The organism is Enterobacter vonholyi (assembly GCF_040834095.1).
Taxonomy (GTDB): domain Bacteria; phylum Pseudomonadota; class Gammaproteobacteria; order Enterobacterales; family Enterobacteriaceae; genus Enterobacter; species Enterobacter vonholyi.
Genome location: NZ_CP162152.1, coordinates 3,103,621 through 3,130,305 on the forward strand (window position 1 = coordinate 3,103,621; position 26,685 = coordinate 3,130,305).

Annotated in this window: 29 protein-coding genes; 9 read left to right on the plus strand and 20 right to left on the minus strand. The window is 55.5% G+C overall.

Annotated elements, in window-relative coordinates; translation table 11 throughout:
* Positions 1–295: 295 nt before the first annotated feature.
* Positions 296–1,510 (plus strand): alanine transaminase AlaA, encoded by a 1,215-nt coding sequence (gene alaA / locus AB3N39_RS14545; protein WP_008500204.1) that lies wholly within the window; start codon positions 296–298, stop codon positions 1,508–1,510.
* A 94-nt stretch (positions 1,511–1,604) separates the two neighbouring features.
* Positions 1,605–2,204, plus strand: coding sequence for a 5'-deoxynucleotidase (gene yfbR, locus AB3N39_RS14550; protein ID WP_010433329.1), 600 nt, complete (start codon positions 1,605–1,607; stop codon positions 2,202–2,204).
* Between the two features lie 54 nt (positions 2,205–2,258).
* On the opposite strand, the gene AB3N39_RS14555 is transcribed toward yfbR, so the two are convergent.
* The 4 genes from AB3N39_RS14555 to yfbV form a co-directional block, all read right to left on the minus strand.
* Positions 2,259–4,091, minus strand: a complete 1,833-nt coding sequence (locus AB3N39_RS14555; protein WP_133294856.1) for an SLC13 family permease — start codon at positions 4,089–4,091, stop codon at positions 2,259–2,261.
* A gap of 75 nt (positions 4,092–4,166) precedes the next feature.
* Positions 4,167–4,826, minus strand: coding sequence for a sugar phosphatase (locus AB3N39_RS14560; protein WP_115875897.1), 660 nt, complete (start codon positions 4,824–4,826; stop codon positions 4,167–4,169).
* 11 nt (positions 4,827–4,837) lie between these two features.
* On the minus strand, positions 4,838–5,332 hold the full coding sequence (locus AB3N39_RS14565; RefSeq protein WP_023617380.1) for a YfbU family protein: 495 nt from the start codon (positions 5,330–5,332) through the stop codon (positions 4,838–4,840).
* A 91-nt stretch (positions 5,333–5,423) separates the two neighbouring features.
* On the minus strand, positions 5,424–5,879 hold the full coding sequence (gene yfbV, locus AB3N39_RS14570) for a terminus macrodomain insulation protein YfbV (protein WP_023312543.1): 456 nt from the start codon (positions 5,877–5,879) through the stop codon (positions 5,424–5,426).
* 337 nt (positions 5,880–6,216) lie between these two features.
* Here yfbV and ackA point away from each other — a divergent pair, with 337 nt between their 5' ends.
* Together ackA and pta are read left to right on the plus strand one after the other, a co-directional pair.
* On the plus strand, positions 6,217–7,419 hold the full coding sequence (gene ackA / locus AB3N39_RS14575) for an acetate kinase (RefSeq protein WP_023312544.1): 1,203 nt from the start codon (positions 6,217–6,219) through the stop codon (positions 7,417–7,419).
* A gap of 76 nt (positions 7,420–7,495) precedes the next feature.
* Positions 7,496–9,637 (plus strand): phosphate acetyltransferase, encoded by a 2,142-nt coding sequence (gene pta / locus AB3N39_RS14580; protein ID WP_045327913.1) that lies wholly within the window; start codon positions 7,496–7,498, stop codon positions 9,635–9,637.
* Positions 9,638–9,709: 72 nt separating this feature from the next.
* Here pta and AB3N39_RS14585 read toward each other — a convergent pair whose 3' ends face one another.
* The 5 genes from AB3N39_RS14585 to AB3N39_RS14605 all read right to left on the minus strand — a co-directional run bounded on the left by AB3N39_RS14585 (position 9,710) and on the right by AB3N39_RS14605 (position 13,692).
* Positions 9,710–10,663 (minus strand): transketolase family protein, encoded by a 954-nt coding sequence (locus AB3N39_RS14585; protein ID WP_133294857.1) that lies wholly within the window; start codon positions 10,661–10,663, stop codon positions 9,710–9,712.
* On the minus strand, positions 10,656–11,486 hold the full coding sequence (locus AB3N39_RS14590; protein ID WP_047174243.1) for a transketolase: 831 nt from the start codon (positions 11,484–11,486) through the stop codon (positions 10,656–10,658). The genes AB3N39_RS14585 and AB3N39_RS14590 overlap by 8 nt, the downstream gene beginning before the upstream one ends.
* On the minus strand, positions 11,483–12,874 hold the full coding sequence (locus AB3N39_RS14595) for a PTS ascorbate transporter subunit IIC (RefSeq protein ID WP_115875900.1): 1,392 nt from the start codon (positions 12,872–12,874) through the stop codon (positions 11,483–11,485). Before AB3N39_RS14595 ends, AB3N39_RS14590 begins: the two co-directional genes overlap by 4 nt.
* A gap of 21 nt (positions 12,875–12,895) precedes the next feature.
* Complete coding sequence (locus tag AB3N39_RS14600; protein WP_003861447.1) at positions 12,896–13,168, minus strand: PTS sugar transporter subunit IIB; 273 nt, start codon at positions 13,166–13,168, stop codon at positions 12,896–12,898.
* Positions 13,169–13,248: 80 nt separating this feature from the next.
* Positions 13,249–13,692: a PTS sugar transporter subunit IIA gene (locus AB3N39_RS14605; RefSeq protein ID WP_367896832.1), complete on the minus strand. Its 444-nt coding sequence runs from the start codon at positions 13,690–13,692 to the stop codon at positions 13,249–13,251.
* Positions 13,693–13,926: 234 nt separating this feature from the next.
* On the opposite strand from AB3N39_RS14605, the gene AB3N39_RS14610 reads away from it, so the two are divergent.
* The gene (locus AB3N39_RS14610) at positions 13,927–14,946 is read left to right on the plus strand and encodes a LacI family DNA-binding transcriptional regulator (protein ID WP_133294858.1); all 1,020 of its coding nucleotides are present in this window, start codon (positions 13,927–13,929) and stop codon (positions 14,944–14,946) included.
* A 3-nt stretch (positions 14,947–14,949) separates the two neighbouring features.
* Here the strand turns inward: AB3N39_RS14610 and yfcD are convergent, their stop codons facing one another.
* The 3 genes from yfcD to yfcF are packed head-to-tail and all read right to left on the minus strand — an operon-like array spanning position 14,950 to position 16,812.
* On the minus strand, positions 14,950–15,504 hold the full coding sequence (yfcD, locus tag AB3N39_RS14615) for an NUDIX hydrolase YfcD (protein ID WP_127731796.1): 555 nt from the start codon (positions 15,502–15,504) through the stop codon (positions 14,950–14,952).
* Positions 15,505–15,559: 55 nt separating this feature from the next.
* Positions 15,560–16,111, minus strand: coding sequence for a phosphodiesterase (yfcE, locus tag AB3N39_RS14620; protein ID WP_143345350.1), 552 nt, complete (start codon positions 16,109–16,111; stop codon positions 15,560–15,562).
* Positions 16,112–16,167: 56 nt separating this feature from the next.
* Positions 16,168–16,812 (minus strand): glutathione transferase, encoded by a 645-nt coding sequence (yfcF, locus tag AB3N39_RS14625; protein WP_127731800.1) that lies wholly within the window; start codon positions 16,810–16,812, stop codon positions 16,168–16,170.
* Between the two features lie 140 nt (positions 16,813–16,952).
* Here yfcF and yfcG point away from each other — a divergent pair, with 140 nt between their 5' ends.
* The 4 genes from yfcG (at position 16,953) to AB3N39_RS14645 (ending at position 19,487) form a co-directional block, all read left to right on the plus strand.
* Complete coding sequence (gene yfcG / locus AB3N39_RS14630; RefSeq protein WP_367896833.1) at positions 16,953–17,582, plus strand: GSH-dependent disulfide bond oxidoreductase; 630 nt, start codon at positions 16,953–16,955, stop codon at positions 17,580–17,582.
* Positions 17,583–17,657: 75 nt separating this feature from the next.
* A complete protein-coding gene (gene folX, locus AB3N39_RS14635; protein WP_023312555.1) occupies positions 17,658–18,026 on the plus strand; it encodes a dihydroneopterin triphosphate 2'-epimerase in 369 nt (122 codons plus the stop codon).
* Between the two features lie 13 nt (positions 18,027–18,039).
* Positions 18,040–18,933, plus strand: a complete 894-nt coding sequence (locus AB3N39_RS14640; protein WP_127731804.1) for a TIGR01777 family oxidoreductase — start codon at positions 18,040–18,042, stop codon at positions 18,931–18,933.
* A 44-nt stretch (positions 18,934–18,977) separates the two neighbouring features.
* Positions 18,978–19,487 (plus strand): GNAT family N-acetyltransferase, encoded by a 510-nt coding sequence (locus AB3N39_RS14645; protein ID WP_133294862.1) that lies wholly within the window; start codon positions 18,978–18,980, stop codon positions 19,485–19,487.
* A 47-nt stretch (positions 19,488–19,534) separates the two neighbouring features.
* Here the strand turns inward: AB3N39_RS14645 and hisP are convergent, their stop codons facing one another.
* The 8 genes from hisP to cvpA all read right to left on the minus strand — a co-directional run bounded on the left by hisP (position 19,535) and on the right by cvpA (position 26,586).
* Entirely contained in the window at positions 19,535–20,308 is a 774-nt protein-coding gene (gene hisP / locus AB3N39_RS14650; RefSeq protein ID WP_014832781.1) for a histidine ABC transporter ATP-binding protein HisP, read from the minus strand.
* An 8-nt stretch (positions 20,309–20,316) separates the two neighbouring features.
* Positions 20,317–21,033, minus strand: a complete 717-nt coding sequence (locus AB3N39_RS14655; protein ID WP_008502590.1) for an ABC transporter permease — start codon at positions 21,031–21,033, stop codon at positions 20,317–20,319.
* Entirely contained in the window at positions 21,030–21,716 is a 687-nt protein-coding gene (locus AB3N39_RS14660) for a histidine ABC transporter permease HisQ (protein ID WP_014832782.1), read from the minus strand. Before AB3N39_RS14660 ends, AB3N39_RS14655 begins: the two co-directional genes overlap by 4 nt.
* Positions 21,717–21,804: 88 nt before the next feature.
* The gene (hisJ, locus tag AB3N39_RS14665) at positions 21,805–22,587 is read right to left on the minus strand and encodes a histidine ABC transporter substrate-binding protein HisJ (protein ID WP_023336423.1); all 783 of its coding nucleotides are present in this window, start codon (positions 22,585–22,587) and stop codon (positions 21,805–21,807) included.
* Between the two features lie 226 nt (positions 22,588–22,813).
* Entirely contained in the window at positions 22,814–23,596 is a 783-nt protein-coding gene (gene argT, locus AB3N39_RS14670; RefSeq protein WP_023616063.1) for a lysine/arginine/ornithine ABC transporter substrate-binding protein ArgT, read from the minus strand.
* Positions 23,597–23,887: 291 nt separating this feature from the next.
* On the minus strand, positions 23,888–24,457 hold the full coding sequence (locus tag AB3N39_RS14675; RefSeq protein WP_136195498.1) for a UbiX family flavin prenyltransferase: 570 nt from the start codon (positions 24,455–24,457) through the stop codon (positions 23,888–23,890).
* A gap of 89 nt (positions 24,458–24,546) precedes the next feature.
* Positions 24,547–26,064, minus strand: coding sequence for an amidophosphoribosyltransferase (purF, locus tag AB3N39_RS14680; protein ID WP_021241570.1), 1,518 nt, complete (start codon positions 26,062–26,064; stop codon positions 24,547–24,549).
* A gap of 33 nt (positions 26,065–26,097) precedes the next feature.
* Complete coding sequence (cvpA, locus tag AB3N39_RS14685; RefSeq protein WP_000262116.1) at positions 26,098–26,586, minus strand: colicin V production protein; 489 nt, start codon at positions 26,584–26,586, stop codon at positions 26,098–26,100.
* Between the last annotated feature and the right edge of the window lie 99 nt (positions 26,587–26,685).

Genomic DNA, 26,685 nt, shown 5'->3' on the forward strand with positions numbered 1-26,685 from the left:
ACGAAAAGTCACTCAGGGTGATTGCTACCGTCGTCCGGCTCACCACTTATTTTATTCAGCACAATATACAGGATTTTGACAAATTAATAGCACATTCGACCCATCCTGGTACCGTAAGTGCAACTTTAAGCCAGTATAAAAGCGAATGTGCAGCGAAAAAGATTTATCAATTTTTTGCTGCCGGCACAAAATCTTCTACTGCACACCCTTCAAAACGAAGCGAGGGGGGAGTACATTATTCCGTGCTGACTTCCACGGCAGGGAGCGGCAATAATAGCGAAAAGGTTAAAGGTTCATGTCCCCTATCGAAAAATCCAGCAAGCTAGATAACGTCTGTTATGACATCCGCGGCCCGGTTCTGAAAGAGGCAAAACGCCTTGAAGAAGAGGGCAACAAGGTTCTGAAACTCAACATTGGTAACCCTGCGCCATTTGGTTTTGAAGCGCCGGATGAAATTCTGGTTGATGTGATCCGCAACCTTCCTACTGCACAAGGCTATTGCGATTCAAAAGGACTTTACTCCGCACGTAAAGCCATCATGCAGCATTACCAGGCACGCGGCATGCGTGATGTTACCGTTGAAGATATTTATATTGGCAACGGCGTCTCCGAACTGATCGTGCAGGCGATGCAGGCGCTGCTGAACAGCGGGGACGAAATGCTGGTTCCCGCACCGGACTATCCGCTGTGGACGGCTGCAGTATCCCTGTCCAGCGGTAAGGCCGTGCACTATCTTTGCGACGAGTCCTCCGACTGGTTCCCGGACCTCGATGATATTCGCGCAAAAATCACGCCCCGCACGCGCGGCATCGTGATCATTAACCCGAACAATCCAACGGGCGCGGTATACTCAAAAGAGCTGCTGATGGAGATAGTCGAGCTCGCCCGCCAGCACAACCTGATCATCTTTGCCGACGAAATTTACGACAAGATCCTGTACGACGCGGCACAGCACCACTCAATCGCAGCGCTGGCCCCGGATCTGCTGACCGTCACCTTTAACGGCCTGTCTAAAACCTACCGCGTGGCCGGTTTCCGTCAGGGCTGGATGGTATTAAACGGTCCGAAAAAGCACGCCAAAGGCTATATTGAAGGGCTGGAGATGCTGGCCTCCATGCGTTTATGTGCCAACGTTCCGGCGCAGCACGCAATCCAGACGGCGCTGGGTGGTTATCAGAGCATTAGCGAGTTCATCGTGCCCGGTGGACGCCTTTACGAACAGCGTAACCGCGCGTGGGAGCTGATCAACGATATCCCGGGCGTCTCCTGCGTGAAGCCGAATGGGGCGCTCTATATGTTCCCGAAAATTGACGCGAAGCGCTTCAATATTCACGATGATCAGAAAATGGTGCTTGATTTCCTGCTGCAGGAAAAAGTGCTGCTGGTCCAGGGCACGGCGTTTAACTGGCCGTGGCCGGATCATGTGCGCATCGTGACGCTGCCGCGCGAAGATGACCTCGAAATGGCCATCAGCCGCTTTGGTCGCTTCCTCTCTGGTTACCATCAGTAATCTTAAAATCAGGCTACTTCGGTAGCCTGATTTGCATCTTCCCTCCCCTCCCCGCACAATGAACGCCTGTCGCAGTGAAGACAAAAGGTATCCTATGAGTCAGAGTCATTTCTTTGCCCACCTCTCCCGCCTGAAACTCATCAACCGCTGGCCGCTGATGCGCAACGTGCGCACAGAGAACGTGTCAGAGCACAGCCTGCAGGTTGCCATGGTCGCTCACGCGCTGGCCGCCATTAAAAACCGCAAATTCAACGGTCAGGTCAATGCAGAGCGCATCGCCCTGCTGGCGATGTACCACGATGCGTCAGAAGTGCTGACCGGCGACCTGCCTACTCCGGTGAAATATTTCAACTCGCAAATTGCGCAGGAATATAAGGCCATCGAGAAGATTGCCCAGCAGAAGCTGATCGACATGGTGCCGGATGAGTTGCGCGACATCTTTGAGCCGCTCATCGATGAGCATCAGTACACGGAAGATGAAAAGTCGCTGGTCAAACAGGCCGACGCGCTCTGCGCCTATCTGAAGTGTCTCGAAGAGTTGTCCGCAGGGAATAACGAATTTTTACTGGCAAAAACGCGCCTGGAAAAAACGCTAGAATCCCGCCGCAGCGAAGAGATGGATTATTTTATGCAGGTGTTCGTACCGAGCTTCCATTTATCGTTGGATGAGATCAGTCAGGATTCGCCGTTGTAATTTTTCGCCGGGTGGCGGCTTCGCCTTACCCGGCCTACGTTTCTGCACTCACGCTTAAAACGGGAACAGGACCGGTATCAATACCACGCACACCACCATCACCAGCACGGTGAACGGCACGCCCAGCTTTACGAAATCGCTGAATCGATAGTTCCCCGGCCCCAGCACCAGCGTGTTTACCGGAGAAGAGACCGGCGTCATAAATGCCGCGGAAGCGGCCATCGCCACCATCATCGCAAACGGGTACGGCGAAACGCCCATGGACTTTGCCATCGCCAGCGCGATAGGCGCCATCAGAACCGCCGTCGCGGTATTCGAGATAAACAGACCGATGGTGGCGCACATGATAAACAGGCAGACCATCATCATGTACGGCCCATACCCGCCGCCGACGTCCATTAAGCCTTTAACGATCAGATCCACGCCACCGGTTTTTTGCAACGCCAGGGCGAAAGGCATCATCCCGACGATGAGAATAATGCTCGGCCAGTGAACGGCTTTATAGGCGCTTTCGGCGTCAATACAGCGGAATTTACCCATCAACAGGCAGGCGATGATTGCCGCGACCGGATTGGGAATTTCATCGGTCAGCATCAGCGCGACCATCAGCACCAGACAAAAAATAGCGTGAGGCGCCTGGCTGTGCGCAGGCGACGCGTCGCTCTCCTCAACAGGCATGTTGAGCACCACAAAATCGCGTCCTTTTTGCCCTAGCTGGCTAATCAGCTTCCAGTTACCGACAACCAGGAAGATATCGCCCAGCAGGATCGGCTCATCCACTACCGCCCCTTCTATCGCTACGCCATCGCGCTTCAGCCCCACGACGTTCAGGCCATAGCGGGTTCGGAACCCCATTTCCCGCACGGTTTTGCCCAACAGCTCCGATTCAGGGATGAGCGATACTTCGGCCATGCCGACATCCAGCGCCTGATCGGAGAAATACTCCCCGCGCAGCACCATCGGCTCCAGCAGCTGTTCGCTGCAGAACTCGCGCAGGTCCACATCGGCGGTGGACATATCAATCAGCAGGACGTCCCGCGCGCGGAATTCCGACACCCCGTTGACGTTGACGATCACCCGACGAAAACGACGCCAGCGCTCTACGCCGATCACGTTCGCGCCATACCGCTCACGCAGCTTCAGGTCATCCAGCCGCTGTCCCACCATCGGCGAGCCGGGGCGAATAGCCAGACGGCGCGCGCGCCCGGTAAGGCGGTACTCTTTAATCAAATCGCGGAAGGTGCGTCGCTTCCATCCTTCTTTATTTTTGTCCTGTCTTTCACCTTTAAGGGCAAAACGGGTCAGCAGCATGTAGACCACGCCCATTACAAGAATAACCAGCCCAAGCGGGGTGACGCTGAAAAAACTGAAGCCCTCAAATCCTTCCCGGATCAGCTCGCTGTTGACGACCAGGTTCGGCGGGGTTGCCACCAACGTCATCATTCCGCTGATCAAACCGGCGAAACTCAGGGGCATCATCAGGCGCGACGGCGAGCTCTGCATCCGCATGGAAACGCTCAGCACCACCGGGATAAAGATGGCGACCACGCCCGTGGAGCTCATAAACGCTCCCAGCCCGGCGACGGTCACCATCAGGTAGATCAACATTTTGGTTTCGCTGCTGCCCGCCACTTTCACTAGCCACGACCCCACAATAGTCGCCACGCCGGTGCGCACCAGCCCATCACCAATAATAAACAGGGCTGCAATCAGGATAACGTTGGGATCGCTAAACCCGGAGAAGGCTTCCGGCAGCGTGAGCGTACCGCTCAGCACAAACGCGACGATGACAAACAGGGCGACGGCGTCCATGCGTACCTTGCCCGTTGCAAAAAGAAGGATGGCGATTAAAAGCAGGCTCAGGACCCAAATCAGTTCACCGTTCACAACATGTCCTTGTCAGTGGGAGATGAGAAATTTTGCCATAAAAAAGCCCCATCAGCGTGGGGCTATATCATGGGTTTACATTTTTAGCGAGACGGTTACAACACCATCAGAGGCTTTCGAAACAGCCAGTGCCGTCAGTGAATCGAGCACCAAATCTGCCTCCTCCAGGCGGGGAGATCCCGCCGGAACGTTAACGGCGATGACGTGGCTTCCTGCGTTCAGCCCGGCCAGTACGCCTGCCGCCGCATCTTCCACCACCACGCACTCTGCCGGGTCGAGGCCCAGCAGTTCAGCGCCCAGTAAAAATGCATCAGGCTCCGGTTTACCCCGCTTCACGCGCTCCGCCGTAATAAACACGTCAGGCGTCGGCAACCCTGCCGCCTTGTGTCGGGCGTGGGCAACCGGTACGGAACCGGAGGTGACGATAGCCCACGGGATCTGCGCCTCGTTCAAATGCTCAAGCAGTTCGCGCGCGCCCGGTAATGCGGTGATGCCGTCAGTATCGGTGGCTTCAATATGCTCCAGGTATTTGAACTCCGCCTGAATTTCGTCCTCAGTGCGTCCGGCCAGGAAGTGCCGTAGCGAGGTGATGGCCTGTTTGCCATGGATAAAATTCAGCACGTCCTGATGGTCGATGCCATGTCTGTCAGCCCAATGGCACCATGAACGCTCAACAACCGGCAGCGAGTCCACCAGCGTACCGTCCAGATCAAACAGAAAACCTCTACACTGCACACGCACCTCCGTCAGGCATTAATGATTTGTTGAATTTCGTTGCTGCTTAAATGGTACTGACGCGGACAGGCATGCCACGCGCTCAGCATGCGCTGATACTTATCCCACATCGGGGTCTGCGCGTTGAAGCCGTGGGTGCCCGCGTCAAAGTGGGTATAACGCCCTTCCGTATTCACCATAAAACGAACATAGCTCAGATAACGCGCTTCCGTTGCGGCATCAAAGCCTAAAAAGGTCACGCGGCGCTCGTCAATCGACTGCCGATCTTTGAGATTCGTCCATGACACGTGCAGAGCGTGATACATCTCCATAATGTCGATCACGATGCGGCAGGTTTCTTCTTTCAGCTCGCCAAACTCGCGGTCCAGTTCACGCATTTGCAAACCAAAGCCGCGTTCGACGATGGTTTGCAGGCGGCTGTAGCGCGCAGCGTTATCGGGATCAAGCATAGTCATCATCTTGTACTGGTTAGACAAAATCAGACGTTGAGCATGGGTCATTTCCATCTTTCGACTCCTGTAGCGCATTGCACTTAAAAAAAAGACACGGTAACTGATTGTTACTGTGCCTTCTTTTCGTCGTCGTTTCGATGATCAATCACAAATCATCGAGGAATGTTTTATCCAGTTGCTTAAAAGCACGCTTTAACGTGTCCGCCAGCGCCTGGTAATCCGGCTTGCCTTCAACCGGGGCGAGCGCCTGCCCGGCCTCTTCAAGCTTACCGCGCACTTCATAAAACCAGTGTAAAATAGAAGGTGGAAGTGGCGTGATGGACCGTTTACCTAACCACCACAGGCCCTGCATCGGCAGGCTTAATGCGAAGAGCGCCGTGGCGACGGCAGGTCCAAGCTGCCCACCCAGCGCAATCTGCCAGCACAGCGTAAAGACAGCGACAGGCGGCATAAAGCGAATCGCATAGCGCGTGGCGCGGATGGTGCGATTCTCAATAAACATCGGCGCAAGGCGCTTTTCCATTGGCCACGTCTTTGCATAATGCTGTCCCCGACGAAACAGACTGAAGAAATTTACGGACGGGTTCTCTGGTGTCGACATGGCTGTACCTCAACTTCACATATAAAAATTAAAATTTTCGTGCAAAACCACAACAAGCTATGACAACGTTCAAAATATTTTGTCATCTCTACCCCGTATCGGGTATCCTGTGCCAGCCTGATAGGGCCATAGACGAGAATCATTAGCTCGTCAAATTATTGCATATTATGCCATTGGCTGAAAATTGTGCAAAATGGCATAAAATCATAGTTATTTCTTCCATCATGCCACAATGTTCGTTTGGCATGATGTTAATCATAAATGTCCGAGTCATCATGCGTTACGCTGTTAGACTCACTGACGTTTTTTTAGCCACGTATCAATAATAGGTACTTCCATGTCGAGTAAGTTAGTACTGGTTCTGAACTGCGGTAGCTCCTCACTGAAATTCGCCATCATCGATGCGCTCAACGGTGACGAATACCTCTCTGGTTTGGCCGAATGTTTCCATCTGCCTGAAGCACGCATCAAGTGGAAGATGGACGGCAGCAAACAAGAAGCGGCTTTAGGTGCAGGCGCCGCTCACAGTGAAGCGCTGAACTTTATCGTTAACACTATTCTGGCACAAAAACCAGAACTGTCTGCTCAGCTGACTGCGATTGGTCACCGTATCGTCCACGGCGGCGAAAAATACACCAGCTCCGTCGTTATCGACGAATCTGTGATCCAGGGCATCAAGGACTCTGCGTCCTTCGCACCGCTGCACAACCCGGCTCACCTGATCGGTATCGCTGAAGCACTGAAATCCTTCCCGAATCTGAAAGACAAAAACGTGGCCGTATTCGATACCGCGTTCCATCAGACCATGCCGGAAGAGTCTTACCTCTATGCCCTGCCATACAGCCTGTACAAAGAACATGGCGTACGTCGTTACGGCGCGCACGGCACCAGCCACTTCTATGTGACTCAGGAAGCCGCAAAAGTGCTGAACAAGCCGGTTGAAGAACTGAACATCATCACCTGCCACCTGGGCAACGGTGGTTCTGTTTCGGCTATCCGCAACGGTAAATGTGTTGATACCTCCATGGGTCTGACCCCGCTGGAAGGTCTGGTGATGGGTACCCGTTCCGGTGACATCGACCCGGCGATCATCTTCCACCTGCACGACACCCTGGGCATGAGCGTTGACCAGATCAACAAAATGCTGACGAAAGAGTCTGGCCTGCTGGGTCTGACCGAAGTCACCAGCGACTGCCGTTACGTTGAAGACAACTACGCAGAGAAAGAAGACGCTAAACGTGCAATGGACGTTTACTGCCACCGTCTGGCGAAGTACATCGGCTCTTACACTGCGCTGATGGAAGGCCGTCTGGACGCGGTTATCTTCACCGGTGGTATCGGTGAGAACGCGGCAATGGTTCGTGAACTGTCCCTGGGCAAACTGGGCGTTCTGGGCTTCGACGTTGATCACGAGCGTAACCTGGCTGCCCGCTTCGGCAAGTCTGGCTTCATCAACAAAGAAGGCACCCGCCCTGCTCTCGTAATCCCAACTAACGAAGAGCTGGTTATTGCGCAAGACGCGCACCGCCTGACTGCCTGATTCCACACCGCCAGCAATGCTGGCGGTGCTGTTTTGTAACCCGCCCAATTGCGGCGGTAACGAAAGAGGATAAACCGTGTCCCGTACTATTATGCTGATCCCTACCGGAACCAGCGTCGGCCTGACCAGCGTCAGCCTTGGCGTTATCCGTGCTATGGAACGCAAAGGCGTTCGTCTGAGCGTCTTTAAGCCAATTGCCCAGCCACGTGCCGGTGGCGATGCGCCAGACCAGACCACCACCATCGTTCGCAAGAACTCCAATCTGCCGGCGGCCGAACCGCTGAAGATGAGCCACGTTGAGTCTCTGCTCTCCAGCAACCAGAAAGACGTGCTGATGGAAGAGATCATCGCCAACTACCATGCTAACGCGCAAGACGCGGAAGTGGTGCTGGTTGAAGGTCTGGTGCCAACCCGCAAACACCAGTTTGCGCAGTCTCTGAACTTCGAAATCGCGAAAACCCTGAACGCAGAGATCGTTTTCGTGATGTCTCAGGGCACTGATACCCCAGAGCAGCTGAACGAGCGTATCGAACTGACGCGCAGCAGCTTCGGCGGCGCGAAAAACACCAACATCACCGGCGTGATCGTCAACAAGCTGAACGCGCCAGTGGATGAGCAGGGCCGTACTCGCCCTGACCTGTCCGAGATCTTCGACGACTCGTCCAAAGCGAAAGTCATCAAAGTTGACCCGGCTAAGCTGCAGGAATCCAGCCCGCTTCCGGTTCTGGGCGCGGTGCCATGGAGCTTCGATCTGATTGCCACCCGTGCAATCGATATGGCGCGCCACCTTAACGCCACCATCGTTAACGAAGGTGACATCAACACTCGCCGCGTGAAGTCAGTAACCTTCTGTGCGCGCAGCATTCCGCACATGCTGGAACACTTCCGCGCAGGTTCCCTGCTGGTGACCTCCGCAGACCGTCCAGACGTGCTGGTTGCAGCGTGCCTGGCCGCGATGAACGGTGTGGAAATCGGTGCGATCCTGCTGACCGGTGCCTACGAGATGGACCCGCGCGTCAGCAAGCTGTGCGAACGCGCGTTCGCCACCGGTCTGCCGGTCTTCATGGTGAACACCAACACCTGGCAGACCTCCCTGAGCCTGCAGAGCTTCAACCTGGAAGTGCCGGTTGATGATCACGAGCGTATCGAGAAAGTTCAGGAATACGTTGCTGGCTACATCAACGCAGACTGGATCGAATCCCTGACCGCGACCTCCGAGCGCAGCCGTCGTCTGTCTCCTCCAGCATTCCGTTACCAGCTGACCGAGCTGGCGCGCAAAGCGGGCAAACGCGTTGTTCTGCCAGAAGGCGATGAACCACGTACCGTTAAAGCAGCGGCTATCTGTGCAGAGCGCGGCATCGCGACCTGTGTGCTGCTGGGTAACCCGGATGAGATTAACCGCGTAGCGGCCTCTCAGGGCGTTGAGCTGGGTGCTGGCATCGAAATCGTTGACCCAGAAGTGGTTCGCGAAAGCTACGTGGCCCGTCTGGTTGAGCTGCGTAAGAGCAAGGGCATGACCGAAGCCGTTGCGCGCGAGCAGCTGGAAGACAACGTAGTGCTGGGCACGCTGATGCTGGAGCAGGACGAAGTTGACGGTCTGGTTTCCGGTGCGGTTCACACCACGGCGAACACCATCCGTCCACCGCTGCAGCTGATCAAAACCGCGCCAGGCAGCTCTCTGGTTTCTTCCGTGTTCTTCATGCTGCTGCCTGAACAGGTTTACGTTTACGGCGACTGCGCGATCAACCCGGATCCAACTGCAGAGCAGCTGGCCGAGATCGCTATCCAGTCCGCGGACTCCGCGACCGCTTTCGGTATCGAGCCGCGCGTGGCGATGCTCTCCTACTCCACCGGCACCTCAGGTGCAGGTAGCGATGTAGAGAAAGTGCGTGAAGCGACCCGTATTGCGCAGGAAAAACGTCCTGATCTGATGATCGACGGCCCGCTGCAGTACGACGCCGCGGTTATGGCTGACGTTGCAAAATCTAAAGCGCCGAACTCGCCGGTTGCAGGCCGCGCTACCGTGTTCATCTTCCCGGATCTGAACACCGGTAACACCACTTACAAAGCGGTACAGCGTTCTGCCGACCTGATCTCCATCGGGCCAATGCTGCAGGGCATGCGTAAACCTGTGAACGACCTGTCTCGTGGCGCACTGGTAGACGATATCGTTTACACCATCGCGCTGACGGCGATCCAGTCTTCGCAGCAGCAGTAATGTTAAAAAGCCCGGTGGCGCTAGCGCTTACCGGGCAAGAAAGGCGACCACTTAACCGGTCGCCTTTTTTATTTACAGCAGCTCGCGCGCCGCCGATACAATGTCATGTGCCGTCAGGCCATACTCTTTCTGCAGAAAATCCTGCGTCCCCACCTGGCCATAACGCTCCTTAACGCCCACCCGCCGCATCGGCACCGGGCAGGTTTCCACCAGCACTTCCGCCACCGCCGACCCGAGGCCGTTGTGAATGCTGTGGTTTTCACAGGTGACGATGCGCCCGGTCTTCTCGGCGTAGTTTTTCACCAGCATCCGGTCGATAGGCTTCAGGGTAAACATGTCGATGACCGCCGCGCTGACGCCCTCCTGCTCAAGCTGGCGCGCGGCTTCCAGCGCTTCCGACACCATGATGCCGTTGGCAATCAGGGTAATATCGGTTCCTTCGCGCAGCACGTTGCCTTTGCCGATTGTGAAGGTTGAGCCAGGCGCATACACGCTCGGTGCCTGCTTACGGATGGTCCGTACCCAGTAAAAGCCGTCGAGATCGATAAGCTGGCGCAGCACGTCCTCGAACATCACCGCGTCGGTCATCTCCAGCACCACCGAATGCGCCAGACCGCGCACGATGCCCATATCCTCAAACGACATATGCGTTCCGCCGTTGTGGCAGGCCGTCACGCCCGCGTCTGAAGCAATCACCTTCACGTTGTTTCGCTGATAGTCCAGAGACATAAACAGCTGGTCAAAACAGCGGCGGCTGGCAAAGGCGGTGAAGGTGTGAACGAACGGCTTGCGTCCGGTAAGCGACAGCCCCGCCGCCGTGCCGATGACGTTGGCCTCCATAATGCCGCAGTTAATCACGTGCTGCGGATAATCGCGCGCTACGCCGTCCATCGCCATCGAGCTCATCAGGTCTGCTTCGAGCGCAATGATGTCGCTTCCGGCCTCAATCTGTTTTGCCACGAAGCCAGCGTAGACCTTACGCATCTCAACGGCGTCTTTCTGTCCTGCCGGTGCAACCTTAATCATGTGAAGCCTCCAGTTGGCGAATCGTTTCGTTGAGGGCCGCTTTGCTCTCCGCGGTCAATCGCAGGTGGTGCGAGTTGCTGAGCTGCTCCAGATACGGCACCCCCTGGCCTTTGATGCTGTCGAGGATGACGACTAACGGACGCGCATCGGCTGCCAGGATCCGCGACGTCACTGCCAGCAGACCCGGAATGTCGTCCCCCTTCACCGTCGCCACGTCAAAGCCAAAGGCGCGGAATTTCCCCTCCAGGTCGAACGCGCTGATGATCTCGTCCAGCTCGCCGTCGAGCTGCTGTTTGTTCCAGTCGACAAATACCGTCAGGTTGTTCAGGCGATGGTGAGCAATAAACTGGAATGCTTCCCAGCACTGCCCCTCGTTCAGCTCGCCGTCGCCGACGATGCAGAAGACCCGATTCGGTCGCCCGGCCAGCCTGTGCGACAGCGCCATACCGCCGGCGATGGAAATCCCCTGTCCCAGCGAACCGGTGGTAGCATCTACGCCGCGCGTTTTCAGGCGGTCCGGGTGGCTCGGCAGGCGCGTGCCGTTCTGGTTCAGCGTGCTCAGCTCTTCCACCGGGAAGTAGCCCTTGATCGCCAGCGTGCTGTAGAGCGCCGGGCCCGCATGGCCTTTCGACAGGACAAAGTAGTCTCGCTCCGGCCAGTCCGGATCCGCCGGGTCGATTTTCATCACCGCGCCGTAGAGCACGGCCAGCGTTTCAACCACCGACATGCTGCCGCCATAGTGTCCAAAGCCCAGCTGCGTCAGCGACTTCAGCGTCTCAAGACGGATCTGACGCGCGAGTTCGGTTATCTCTTTCTCATTCATGATTTGGCTCCGGTGTTTTCCTGCGCGTTACCGCCTGCAGGTTTGTTTTTCGCGAAGATGTTGTACGCCACCAGCAGCGCAAACAGCGCCACGACCAGCCCGGTGATGGCCAGCGGCGACAGGAAGCGCGCCAGGTTGCCGAGCACAATCCCGACCGCGCCGAAGTCGGCGTCCGAGAAGGTGGTGTTGGCAAAACCAATGGCGCCCAGTACCGGCAGCAACAGGACCGGCAGGAAGGTAATCAGCAGGCCGTTGGCAAACGCACCGATCATCGCCCCGCGACGTCCACCGGTGGCGTTACCGAACACGCCCGCCGTTGCGCCGGTGAAGAAGTGCGGCACGACGCCCGGGAGGATCAGCACCCAGCTAAACTGACCGCAGATGAACAACCCCACAATCCCGCCGAGGAAGCTGAACAGGAAGCCAATCAGCACCGCGTTTGGCGCATAGGGGTACACCACCGGGCAGTCCAGCGCAGGACGCGCGTTCGGCACCAGTTTCTCCGAGAAGCCGGTAAAGGCCGGGACGATTTCTGCCAGAATCAGGCGTACGCCCTGCAGGATAATGAACACCCCCGCCGCAAAGGTGATTGCCATGATGATGGCGTAGACGAGGTAGTTCTGGCCGGCGCTGAAGGTAGCCTCGACGTACTCGCGCCCGGCGCTCACCGCCATGATCAGGTAGATAATCATCATGGTCAGGGAAATGGAGATCGAGCTGTCGCGCAGGAAGCTCAGATTCTTCGGCAGGTTCATCTCTTCGGTTGAGCGGGAGCCTTTGCCGACCTTGCTGCCAATCCAGCCCGACAGCACGTAGCCCAGCGTGCCAAAGTGGCCGAAGGCAATCTCATCGTTGCCGGTAATGCGCTTCATGTAGCGCTGCGCAATCGCCGGGAAGAAAGCCATGATCAGGCCGAGGATCAGCGAGCCGGTAAAGACCAGACCCACGCCCTCAAAGCCTGCTACCGTCAGGATCACGCCAATCATGCACGCCATGTAAAACGTGTGGTGCCCGGTCAGGAAGATGTACTTCAGGCGAGTAAAGCGCGCGACGATAATATTTGCCACCATGCCGAAGGCCATAATCAGCGCGGTCGCTGCACCGTATTTTTCCAGCGCAATGGAGACAATCGCTTCATTGTTTGGAATAATGCCCTGAATCGTAAAGGCGTGTTCGAACATACCGCCTAAAGGATTTAATGACCCGACCAGCACGGTGGCACCGCCGCCCAGTACAATAAAGCCCAGAATAGTTTTAATGGTTCCTTTCACCACGTCCGAAAACGCTTTTTTCTGCGCAACCAGACCAATAAGCGCAATTAAACCGACCAGCACCGAAGGGACTTTTAAAATATCAACAACGAAATTCAGCGTTTCAAGGATAAACATATCCACCTCGCCTTATCAGGGTTATTGTCTTTCGAACCAGGCGCGCAGCTGCGCTTCAAGTTCGTTGATGTCGATGATGTTGTTGATCACCACCAGCTGGCTTTCCGGCACGCTGGCGCTGGCCGCAATGTCTTTTGCCATCACGAACAGGTCGGCCGCGCCCGGCGTGGCCGAGGAGAGATCGGAATGTTCAACCTCAGCCTCAATCTCCAGCTTTTTGAGCACCTTTTTTATATTCATTTCGACCATAAAACTGCTGCCCAGGCCAGAACCGCAAATAGCCATGATTTTCATTGTTGTCCCCTTATTTTGAGTAGAGTACGCCCCATCACGCTGACGCATAATGTTGTGAAAAACCGGATTACAGAATTAAATCAGAAGCGGTTAATAATTGTTTTAATTTCCTCCCGCGTATTCGCCTGATGCAGTTTCTCCATATCCTCGTCGCTGGAAAATAATTCCGCGAGTGCGGATATCATTTCAATATGGCTATGTTTGTCCGGTGCCGCGAGCATGATAATCACATCGACAGGGTCAAACTCACCGGCACCAAACGAGACGCTCTGTTTTAGTTTTAATAACGACAACCCCAGTCCTTTGGCGCCTTCCTCCGGCCGCGCATGCGGCATCGCCAGCCCTGGTGCCAGCACATAATAAGGTCCTAACGTGTGGTGCTGCTGGATGATGGCCGTGACGTATTCAGGCTCAATCACCTGCAAATCCAGCAGCGGCTTCGCGCACAGCTCCAGCGCCTGCGGCCAGTTTTCCACGCTATCCTGCAGCGTGATGGTTGTATCATATATCCATTTTTTGAGCACTTTTTACTCCCGCGACACGCTAAAGATGAGCAAACTTTATTCAACACATCGCTGGATGACTGCGATCGGGATCACAAAGATAGCGCTACCAATCGTTAACATGCAGAAATGTGATAGCGCTATCAAATTACATTCACGGCGCTAAATCACAGCAAAAAAAGGGATTTAAGGCGTATACTGCCTGTCACGTGAAGCGAAGGAAATGAAGAACGCGTCTGGTCAGCAGGAAGGTGTATGTCTCTAACCCGAAAACGGCGCAGTACTGGTAAAGTGACACTCGCCGATGTCGCACAGCTTGCCGGTGTGGGCACGATGACCGTGTCCCGTGCGCTTCGCACGCCCGAGCAGGTTTCCGATAAACTACGAGAAAAAATTGAAGCTGCCGTGCAGGAGCTGGGTTATATGCCTAATCTTGCCGCCAGCGCGCTTGCCTCGGCGTCGTCATGGACGATAGCCATGGTGGTGCCCAACCTCTCCGAAGCCGGCTGCTCGGAGATGTTCGCCGGGCTACAGCAGGTGCTGCAGCCTGCCGGGTATCAGATCATGCTGGCAGAATCCCAGCATCGCCTGGAGCAGGAGGAGAAACTGCTGGAGACGCTGCTGGCGTCGAACATTGCCGCCGCTATCCTGCTCAGCGTTGAACATACCGATACCGTTCGCCACTGGCTGAAAAACGCCTCTATTCCGGTGATGGAGATGGGCGCCATGCGCGCCGACCCGATTGATATGAATATCGGGATTGATAACGTAGCGGCCATGTATGAGCTCACGGAAATGGTGATTAAGCGCGGCTACCAAAATATTGGCCTCCTGTGCGCCAACCAGGAGCAGTGGATTTTCCAGCAGCATCTGCAGGGCTGGTACAAGGCCATGCTTCGCCACCATATGTCGCCGAACCGGGTCATTAACGCGGCGATGCCGCCGAGCTTCTCGACCGGCGCGGCGCAGCTGCCTGAATTCCTGCTGGCGTGGCCGGAGCTGGATGCGCTGGTATGCGTCTCTGACGAGCTGGCCTGCGGCGCGCTATACGAGTGCCAGCGCAGGCGAATCAAAGTGCCGGACGATCTGGCAGTGGTAGGGTTTGGCGATAGCGACGTGAGCCGCGTCTGTCAGCCGCCGCTGACGACGATGGCGGTGCCGCATCGTAAGATTGGAGTTGAAGCCGGGAAAGCACTACTGGAGCGACTGATTGGCGGCGACTGGCGCGATCAAAAGCCCATCGCGTCCAGTCTGTGTCTGAGAGAGAGTTGCTGAAGCTTACTCAGCCTCTTCCTCTTTCTCTGATTTGGTCGATTCGTTTTTGGCGTTGCGGGTCATCCACAGCGCCAGCGCTTTTAATGAATCCGGCGTAAACTCGTCGCAACGCGCGGTAATTTCTTCCGGCGTCATCCAGCAGACTTCACTCACCTCTTCTTCCTGCAGGGCAAACGGGCCGTGAGAAACGCAGCTAAACAGCCCGCCCCAGACGCGACAGTTTTCGTCTTCGAAATAGAACTGACCGTGCTCGGCAAACGGCACGCCGGCGATGCCTAATTCTTCTTCCGCTTCACGACGCGCAGAATCCAGCAGGACCTCATCCGCCTGGACGACACCGCCTGCGGTGGCATCCAGCATACCCGGGAGAAAATCTTTGGTGTTCGTGCGGCGCTGGACCAGAATTTTGCCCATACCGTCATGCACAACGATGTACGTTGCGCGGTGACGCAGACGCTCCGCACGCATTTGTTCGCGGCTGGCCTGCGCGATCACTTCATTCTCTTCGCTGACAATGTCAACCCACTCTGTACTTGCCAAATGACTCTGCTCCACCATCGGGAAACCTTCTCTTCTAAGCGCTCTTTCGGCGCGTTTGCAGTTGAGGTGTAACTTACGGATTAATCGCTACCTGCGCAATAACTTGCTGATCATTAAGTGCGATAACGCTCAGGGTATTTCCTTCCAGCATGCCGTAGCTCGCAGGATATCCGCCTTTTGGGATGCTGACCGAGCCCGGATTAAAGTGATAAATCTCACCGCGTTTTTCCGCAACCGGAATATGAGTATGACCGTAAACCAGGACATCGCCAGCCGCGAGAGCCGGGAGATTATCCGGGCTGAAAAGATGTCCGTGGGTCAGGAACAGGCGGTGTTGTTCGAGCAGCACCTGCTGCCACGGCGCGGTAATGGGAAAATGCAGCAGCATCTGGTCCACTTCGCTGTCACAGTTGCCGCGAACGGCGATGATGCGCGAGGCATACGGGTTGAGTTTTTCCGCGACCCGCGCAGGGTCATAGCCTTCCGGCAGCGCGTTGCGCGGGCCGTGATTCAGCACGTCGCCCAAAATAATCAGCCACTGTGCACTGCTTTTCTCAAACAGGGAAAGGACACGCTCGGTTGCGGGCAGCGATCCATGGATATCCGACGCAAACATCAGTTTCATCAGTCACACCTCGGTAAAACAGACTGCCCCCATCATACCTTAAGCGTCTGGGCTTATCAGCCCGCGCGCTTAGCCGAGAGTGCCACATAGCGCTGCACGGAGGCACGCTGCCACTGAAACGCAGCATAATCCACCAGCAGCTGCGGCACCTCATCACCGTTGAGGATCAGGCGGTTTAGCATCAACGCCAGATCGGCGTCGGCAATGCACCACTCGCCAAAAAGATTCGGGTTGCCATGGGCAAGCAGCGAGGTGGCGGTTTCAATCAGTTTCTTCGCGCTTTCTACACCTTCTGCGCTCAGCGCCGGCTTTTTCACCCCGGCAAACACGACGTCCGTCGAGCGTTCGACGCGAATCGGCACCAGATCGCTACGCAGCCACGCCTGGATCTGCCGCGCCCGCGCGCGCTTTTGCAGATCGTGAGGATAGATACGTTCCCACTCCGGGGGGGCGAACCGATCTTCCAGATACTCATCGATCGCCGACGATTCGCTCAGGGCAAAACCGTCAATCTCCAGCACCGGCACGCGTCGGGTCAGGTCGTAACCCTGCCACTGTGGTTTGAGATGTTCACCGCCGTCGAGATCAACGGTCTTCAGCGTAAAGGTGAGCCCTTTTTCGGCCAGCGCAACGTATACGCTCATGACATAGGGAGAAAAAAAGTTCGCATCGGACCACAACGTGATGACGGGCTGGTTCATAACATCCTCATAGGCTGATCGGTTTTTACTCAACATATAATCTCTTTGCCTCGCTGTCACTTGATGAAAACTCACGATTTACAACAACCACCTATACTCATTTGTCATGGCACCACTATTCGCATGGACAGGAGTTGAGAATGATCGACCTTTATTACGCCCCTACCCCAAACGGCCATAAGATCACCCTCTTTCTTGAAGAAGCCGAGCTGGATTACAGGATCATTCGCGTGGATATCAGCAAAGGCGAACAGTTCAGCCCTCTCTTTCTGGCTATCTCGCCGAATAATAAAATCCCGGCCATTATTGATAACCAGCCGGCGGACGGGGGCAGACCATTGAGCCTGTTTGAATCCGGTGAAATTTTGCTCTATCTGGCGGAGAAAACCGGCAAGCTGCTGAGCGGCGAACTGCGCGAGCGTCACCATACCCTGCAATGGCTTTTCTGGCAGGCAAGCGGGCTGGGCCCCATGCTGGGACAAAATCATCATTTTACCGCTTACGCCCCGCAGCCTATTCCTTACGCGATAGAACGCTATCAGGTTGAGACTCAACGGCTCTATGACGTTCTGAACCGTCGGCTGAAGAAAACGCCGTGGCTCGGGGGCGATCATTACAGTATTGCCGATATCGCCTGCTGGCCGTGGGTGAATACGCATGAAAAACACCGCATTGACCTGGCCGCTTACCCGGCGGTGAACAACTGGTTTGAGCGCATCCGGACCCGCCCGGCGACCGAGCGGGCGATGCAAAAAATCCTGCAAATTTAACCCGGTATGAGGCTGGGTGCCTGTGAAGCTCTCATGTATTATGGGCAGGAAATACTGACACGGAGAAGACCTGCAATGTCACAGCCAGACGCTATTATTCGCATAAAAAATTTACGCCTGCGTACCTTCATCGGCATCAAAGAGGAAGAGATCGCCAACCGTCAGGATATTGTCATTAACGTGGTAATTCACTACCCCGCAGACAAAGCGCGGGCCAGCGAAGACATCAACGACGCGCTGAACTACCGCACAATAACCAAAAACATCATCCAGTACGTTGAGAATAACCGCTTCTCTCTGCTGGAAAAATTAACTCAGGATGTGCTCGATATCGCACGCGAACATCACTGGGTCACTTATGCTGAAGTTGAGATCGATAAACTTCACGCCCTGCGCTATGCCGATTCCGTCTCCATGACGTTAAGCTGGCGGCGCCAGGCGTAAACCTGGAGGTTGTATGAAGATTTTGCTGACCGGCGGTACAGGCCTGATTGGTCGTCACCTCATTGCGCGTCTGCAGGCCTTGCATCACGACATTACCGTGGTCACGCGCAGCCCGGAGAAAGCGCGCCAGGTGCTGGGGGCAGGTGTTGATATCTGGAAAAATCTGGCCGAGCAGCAAAATCTGGACGGCTTCGACGCCGTCATTAACCTCGCGGGTGAACCCATCGCCGATAAGCGCTGGACGGAAGAGCAAAAACAGCTGTTGTGCAGCAGCCGGTGGAACATCACCGAAAAGCTGGTCGAGCTGATCCGCAATAGCCACACGCCGCCTTCGGTGCTGATTTCGGGTTCCGCAGTGGGCTACTACGGCGATCTTGGCGAGGTGGTTGTAACCGAGGAAGAGCCGCCCCATAACGAGTTTACCCATAAGCTCTGCGCCCAGTGGGAGCGTATCGCCTGCGCGGCGCAGAGCGAGCGGACCCGCGTCTGCCTGCTGCGGACCGGTGTCGTTCTCGCGCCGAAAGGCGGCATTCTGGCTAAGATGCTTCCCCCTTTCCGGCTCGGACTCGGTGGCCCCATCGGTAATGGTCGTCAGTACCTGGCCTGGATCCATATCGACGATATGGTCAACGGGATTCTCTGGCTGCTGGATAACGATCTGCGCGGGCCGTTCAATATGGTTGCGCCGTATCCGGTGCGTAATGAACAGTTTGCCCACGCGCTGGGGCATGCCCTGCACCGTCCGGCAATTTTGCGCGTGCCTGCGACGGTTATTCGCCTGATGATGGGTGAAGCGTCTGTTCTGGTATTAGGCGGGCAGCGGGCACTGCCTAAACGGCTGGAAGCGGCCGGGTTTGCGTTCCGCTGGTATGAATTAGAAGAGGCGCTGGGGGATGTGGTGCGGTGAATATGGTACAGTGACAGGCCGTGTTCCGAAGATATGGCGTAACAATGGCAACCATCACCACACCCCGGCTTTACCTCACCCCTTTCGAACCCACTGACTGGGCCTTCTTCCGCTCGCTACGAGAAGATCGCAGTATCATGCGCTACATGGCCGCCATCGCGCCGGAAAAAGAGAATCGACGCGTGTTTGCCGCGCGACTCGCTGCTGCTCATGTGTTTGTCATTCGCTCCCGGAATGATGATACGCCGCTGGGCGATATCGGCCTGCAAATCAGCGCAGAGAATCGTGAAGAGGCGGATATCGGCTATACGGTGGTACCTGCCGCGCAAGGGAAAGGTATCGCCAGCGAGGCGCTGCGCGCGGTGTGTGATTATGCGTTCAACCAGACCGGCGTGAAAGCGATTAACGCGTATGTCCTGGCGGACAACGGCGGGTCGGTGCGGGTGCTGGAGAAAGTCGGGTTCGTGCGTACGCAGGTGCTGGAAAAGGCGTATGAGATTGACGGCGTGCGCTATGACGACTGGGTGTACAGGTTGGAGTGCGGTGCGGCCTGATGCCCTCACCTCGCCCCTCTCCCACAGGGAGAGGGGAAAGACAAAATCTACTTCAACGACCCCTTCAGGAACTGTTGCAAACGCGGGCTTTGCGGGTTCGCCAGCACTTCGTCCGGGTGCCCCTGCTCTTCAATTTTCCCCTGATGCAGGAAGATAACGTGGTTCGAGACGTTACGGGCGAAGCCCATCTCGTGCGTCACCACCACCATCGTTTTGCCCTCTTCGGCCAGCTTCTGCATGATGCGCAGCACTTCGCCAACGAGTTCGGGGTCCAGCGCGGAGGTCGGTTCGTCGAACAGCAGCACCTCGGGTTCCATCGCCAGCGCGCGTGCGATGGAGACACGCTGCTGCTGACCGCCGGAGAGATGCACCGGGTATTTCATCTGCTGGCGCTCGTCGATGCCCACTTTCGCCAGGTATTTCACCGCGCGCTCGCGAGCTTCATGCTTGCTCAGGCCCAGCACCTGAACCGGCGCTTCCATCACGTTCTCCAGCACCGTCATGTGGCTCCAGAGGTTGAAGTGCTGAAAAACCATCGTCAGGCGGGTACGCAGCAGGCGTAGCTGATTTTTATCCGCAACCTTCAGCTGTCCGTCTTTGTCACGGACCAGGTTAATATTCTGCCCGCTCACCACAATCGAGCCTTCGCTCGGCTTTTCGAGGAAGTTAATGCAGCGCAGGAAGGTACTTTTCCCCGAGCCGGATGAGCCGATGATACTGATTACGTCGCCAGCATTTGCCTGCAGCGACACCCCTTTCAGCACTTCATGTTCGCCGTAGCGTTTGTGCAAATCAATAACGTTTAATTTGTTCTCAGCCATCATCTTTCTCAGTGCGTCGAAGAAGGTTTTATATGCTGCAACCAGCGTTTTTCAGCCTTACGGAACAGGCTAATCAGAACATAAGAGATAATTAAATAGAGCACCGCCGCAATGCCAAACGCGGTAAACGGCTGATAGGTCGCGGAGTTAATATCGCGCGCGATTTTGAGCAGATCCGGCACCGTCGCGGTAAAAGCGAGCGCGGTGGAGTGCAGCATCAAAATCACTTCATTACTGTACGCCGGTAACGCAATACGCAGGGCCGACGGCAGAATGATGCAGCGGTAGAGTTTCACCGACGAGAAGCCGTAGGCCCGCGCAGCTTCTATCTCACCGTATGGAACCGAACGAATCGCCCCCGCGAAAATCTCGGTGGTGTAGGCGCAGGTGTTGAGCGTCAACGCCAGCACCGTACAGTTCAGACCGCTGCGGAAGAACGCATTCAGCATCTCAGTGCCTTTTACGATCTCAAGCGTATACATCCCCGAATAGAACACCAGCAGCTGCACGTACAGCGGCGTACCGCGAAATACGTAGGTGAACAGCCAGATCGGGAACTGGATGAATTTATTGTTCGACACGCGGCCAATGGCGAGAAACACCGCCAGAATACCGCCCATCACCACGGAGGAGATCAGCAGCCAGAGGGTAATCGCCACGCCGGTAAAGCGGTAGCCATCTGTCCACAGCAGCGATTTCCAGTATTCCTGAATAATCTCAATCACAGGTCAGCCCTCTTCACACCCACGGAGTAGCGACGCTCGAGAAGAAGCAGCACACCATTGGAGACGGTCGTAAAGACCAGATAGATCACGCCGCAGACCACCGCAAAGTAGAACGGCTCCCAGGTGCTCTTGCCCGCCAGCTGAGTCGCTTTCACGACGTCTTCCAGACCGAGCAGCGAGACCAGCGCCGTGGCTTTAAGGATAACCTGCCAGTTGTTGCCGATGCCCGGGAGCGCATAGCGCATCATGGCCGGGAACATAATCCGACGAAACGTTTGTGAAGAGGTAAAACCAAATGCGGTTGCCGCCTCAATGTGGCCTTTCGGCACGGCCATGTAGGCGCCGCGGAAGGTTTCGGTGAAGTAGGCGCCGTAGATAAAACCGAGGGTAATAATACCGGCCACCATCGGGTCGATATCAATTTGTCCCATGCCCATCGCGTCCGTTACGCTGTTCAGCGCAATCTGCAGACCGTAAAAGATAAGCAGCATCAGCACCAGATCGGGAACGCCGCGAATAAGCGTGGTGTAGCCTTCAAAAATCAGCGCCAGCGGTTTGTTAGCCGAAAGCTTCGCCCCTGCGCCTGCCAGACCTATCAGCACCGCCAGCACCACGGAGCTGATAGCCAGCTCAAGGGTGACAAGCGCGCCCTGTAAAATAACGCCAGAAAATCCGTACAGCATACCGCGAGCCCTGTCGTATCGTGAGTGGTGGAACCGTGTCTTTTCCCCTCCCGCAGCGGGAGGGGCCGCACGTTATTTGACGGGGCGATTAGCCGCCGTAAACATTAAAATCAAAGTACTTTTTCGCCAGCTTGTCGTAGGTACCGTCAGCACGCATTTCAGCGAACGCTTTGTTCAGCGCCTCACGCAGCTCGTTGTCTTCTTTGCGCAGGCCCATACCGGTGCCCACACCAAACAACTTCACGTCCTTAATGGACGGGCCGCCAAACTTGTAATCTTTACCCACCGGCGTTTTCAGGAAGCCTTCGCTTGCCGCGACTTCATCCTGGAATGCCGCATCAATTCGGCCTGCCGTCAGGTCAGCGTAGATATTTTCCTGGCCCTGATAGGAGACGATTTCAATCCCCTTCGGCGCCCAGTGTTCGTTGCCGTAGGTTTCCTGCGTGGTGCCCTGCAGCACGCCGACGCGTTTGCCTTTTAGCGACTCCAGCGTTGGCTGAATGTCAGAAGCTTTAGCTACCACCAGACGTGAATCGGCCGCATAGAGTTTGTCGGTGAAGGCAATCTCCTGCTGGCGTTTTTCGGTGATGGAGAGCGAGGACATGATTACGTCGATTTTTTTCGCTTTCAGGGACGGGATCAGCGCATCCAGCGGGTTCTCAACGTAGGTACACTGTGCTTTGATGCGTTTGCACAGCTCGTTGGCCAGATCGATGTCAAAACCGACCAGTTCACCCTTTGAATTCTTCGATTCGAACGGCGCATAGGTTGGATCGGTACCAATTCGGATTTTCTGCGGAATGGCTGCGAATGCCGCGGTGGCGCTGGAAAAGGCCAGTACCAGAGATAGTGACAACACGAGTTTTTTCATATTTATCCTCAACAAACTGTCTTCATACGGGATTTTTACGACGACGGGGTGGTGCTAATGTGCCATTAATCCCCTCTGCCAGGCAAAGACTAATGCCCTTCAGGCGGGAATTTTTGCATTATAAATGCGTAAGTATGCACAAAGCGATCCAATACAGTGCATTTAATGCACTGTATTGGGTCAACCGCTCCCGCAACGCACCTCTCCGGTGCGTTACCGCCAGGTGTTATTCACCGTATACGTTGAAGTCGAAGTATTTCTTCGCCAGTTTGTCGTAAGTACCGTCTTTACGCAGCTCTGCAAAGGCTTTGTCGAAGGCGGCTTTCAGCTCGGTATCATCCTTACGCAGGCCAATACCGGTGCCGTCACCAAAGTACTTTTTGTCTTTTACAGACGGGCCAGCAAACGCGAATTCTTTGCCCGCAGGCTGCTTCAGGAAGCCTTCGCTCGCGGCGACTTCATCCTGGAATGCAGCATCCAGACGGCCTGCCGCCAGGTCAGAGTAAATCAGATCCTGGTTCTGGTAAGCCACCACGTCTACGCCCTTCTCACGCCAGTTAGCATTGGCATAGCCTTCCTGCGTCGAGCCCTGAAGCACGCCGACGTGTTTGCCCTTCAGAGAGTCGATGGTGGGCTTAATCGGGGAGCCTTTCGGCGCAATCAGGCGAGAATCCGCGGCGTAGAGCTTGTCAGAGAAGGCAATCTCCTGCTGACGTTTTTCGGTGATGGAGAGAGAAGAGATAATGGCGTCAATTTTCTTGGCTTTCAGCGACGGGATTAACGCGTCAAAGTCGCTGCCCACCCATGTGCATTTCACCGCAATGCGCTTGCACATTTCATTACCCAGATCGATATCAAACCCTACGAAATCACCTTTCGCATCCTTGGAAGAGAATGGCGCGTAGGTTGCGTCTGTACCGATACGAACCGTCTGTGGAAGCGCTGCGTAGCTACCTGCTGCCGCACTTAACCCCACGAGCAAAGACAGAGCCAGAACCGTCTTCTTCATACATTTACCCTCAAGTACCGTGATTTTATTATGTATTGTGTTGTGTGTTGTGTTGCAGGCTTCATCTTGCAGGTCTTATGCCACATTGCCGTCTGGTCAAAACTTCGACGTTAAATATGTTAATAAAACGTTGCGATATTGCCTTAATGGTGAAAGATAGCAGGTCTGCCGAACGAACCGGAAAGAGAAAAAGGGAAAAAACGAATTAAATGTCGAGGATATGATCGCCGTTGCATAATTGCCCTGAAACAGGGCAACTTGTCTTTTCATGCACCTGTTTTGTGCACAGATTCAGGCTCCCTGCCAGCGGCTGAAGAGATCTTCGGGCAGGTCGATGTCAAACTGATCCAGCACGCGGTTAACGGTCTGATTAATCACGTCATTCAGCGAGGTCGGGCGATGATAGAACGCGGGTACCGGCGGCATGATGACAGCCCCCAGCTCCGCAGCCTGCGTCATTAAGCGCAGATGGCCCAGGTGCAGCGGCGTTTCCCGCACGCACAGCACCAGGGGACGCCGCTCCTTCAGCACCACATCCGCCGCGCGCGTCACCAGGGTGTCCGTATAGCTGTTCACAATGCCGGAGAGCGTTTTAATTGAACAGGGCAGGATAACCATGCCGGCCGTTTTAAACGAGCCTGAGGAGATGCTGGCAGCGATATCACGGGCATCGTGAACGACATCCGCCAGCGCCTGAACATCGCGCAGGGAGAGATCGGTTTCCAGAGAGAGGGTCTGCCGCGCCGCCTGGCTCATCACCAGATGGGTTTCGACGTCCGCCACGCTACGCAGAACCTGTAACAAACGTACGCCGTAAATCGCGCCGCTGGCGCCGCTGAGCCCAACAATGAGTCGTTTCATGATTTTTGCCCTTACTGATTTCAGGGCAGACTGTGCAGGATTTTGCGGGGAGTTGCAAGTGAGAGCATTCGCCCTCACCTGCCGGAGCATCAACCTTCGTTGTGCATCTCTAAGCTTTCGAGATCGTTCTGCAGCTGGACGGCTTTGGCGTCGTCGTTGCGCAGTGAATCAAGATAGTCGAGGTACTGCTGGTCAACGTCTTTGGTCACGTAAATACCGTTAAACACGGAGCATTCAAACTGCTGAATTTCCGGATTCTCGGCACGCACCGCGTCGATGAGATCGTTCAGATCCTGGAAAATCAGGCCGTCGGCACCGATGATCTGGCGAATTTCATCCACTTCACGACCGTGAGCGATCAGCTCGTTGGCGGTTGGCATATCAATACCGTACACGTTCGGGAAGCGAATCTCCGGCGCAGCAGAGGCCAGGTAGACTTTCTTCGCACCCGCTTCGCGCGCCATCTCGATAATCTGCTCAGAGGTGGTGCCGCGAACGATGGAGTCATCCACCAGCAGAACGTTCTTGTCGCGGAACTCCGCGCGGTTAGCGTTCAGCTTGCGGCGCACGGACTTACGGCGCAGATGCTGCCCCGGCATGATAAACGTGCGGCCAACGTAGCGGTTCTTCACGAAGCCCTGACGGTATGGCTTGTCCAGAATGCGGGCGATCTCCAGCGCGATATCGCAGGAAGTTTCCGGGATAGGAATAACCACGTCGATGTCGAGATCGTCCCACTCACGGGCAATCTTCTCGCCCAGCTTGGTGCCCATGTTGACGCGCGCGCTGTAGACGGAAATCTTGTCGATGAAGGAATCCGGACGGGCAAAGTAAACGTATTCAAACAGGCACGGGTTGCTGACCGGGTTATCGGCACACTGGCGGGTAAACAGCTGACCCTTCTCGGTGATGTAGACCGCTTCGCCCGGCGCAACGTCGCGCAGGAATTCGAAGCCCAGGGTATCCAGCGCCACGCTTTCAGAGGCAACCATATATTCAGTACGGCCATCGCCAAGGTCGCGCTTACCGAGCACCAGCGGACGAATGCCGTTTGGATCGCGGAAGGCGACCATACCGTGACCGATGATCATCGCAACGCAGGCGTACGCGCCGCGGATCTGACGGTTTGTCGCGGCAATCGCGGCAAAGATGTTGTCTGCTTCCAGCGGGTAGTGACGGAAGTTATCCAGCTCGCTGGCGAACACGTTGAGCAGGATTTCAGAATCAGAGGTGGTGTTAATGTGGCGACGTTTCTCTTCGAACAGCTTTTTACGCAGCTCATGTGCGTTCGTCAGGTTGCCGTTATGGGCAAGGGTGATGCCATACGGTGAGTTGACGTAGAAAGGCTGTGCCTCGGAGGCGCTGGAACTGCCAGCAGTAGGATAACGAACGTGACCGATCCCCATATTACCTTGCAGACGCTGCATATGGCGGGCTTCAAACACATCGTTTACCAGGCCATTCGCCTTGCGTAAACGGAAGCAGTTGTTTGCATCAATGGTGATGATACCCGCAGCATCCTGCCCACGGTGCTGAAGCACCGTTAACGCGTCATAAATCGACTGGTTTACCGGCATGAAACCGGCGATACCGACAATACCGCACATTCGTCTTTTCCTCGTTAAGCCACATCTCAGGGTTTATGCCCTGGGCAAAAAACTCGACGAGCTTTGCAGATAGTCAAAGAACCATCTTATGATGAAGCTGAACTCTGGAATGAGCTGCGATTTCTGCCAGTCTTCGCTTTTGGAGAACCCGGTGAAGGTATCCAGGAAGAACAGGATCGCGGCCACAATCAGCACGCCTCGCAACGCTCCGAAACAGATCCCGAGCACCCTGTCCGTTCCTGACAGACCGGTTTTCTCGACCAGCTGACCTATCACGTAATTCACGATAGCGCCGACAATCAGCGTTGCGATAAACAGCACCGCGATGGCAATTCCGTTTCGGACCAGTTCATCTTCAAAGCCCGTGAACCAGACAGACAGGTAAGTGTAGTAATGACTGGCGACAAAGAAAGCACAACCCCAAGTCACCAGCGATAACGCTTCACGAACAAAGCCACGGATCAGGCTAACCAGACAGGAAAAACCAATCACCGCTATGATGGCGTAATCAATCCAGACCATATGTGTCCCACGATTAAACGCCCTGTCATCCAGTTCGGGGCGAATTCTAACAGAAAAAGAAAACGTTTGCGTAGGGATTTCCTTCCCGCGCGTAAATAA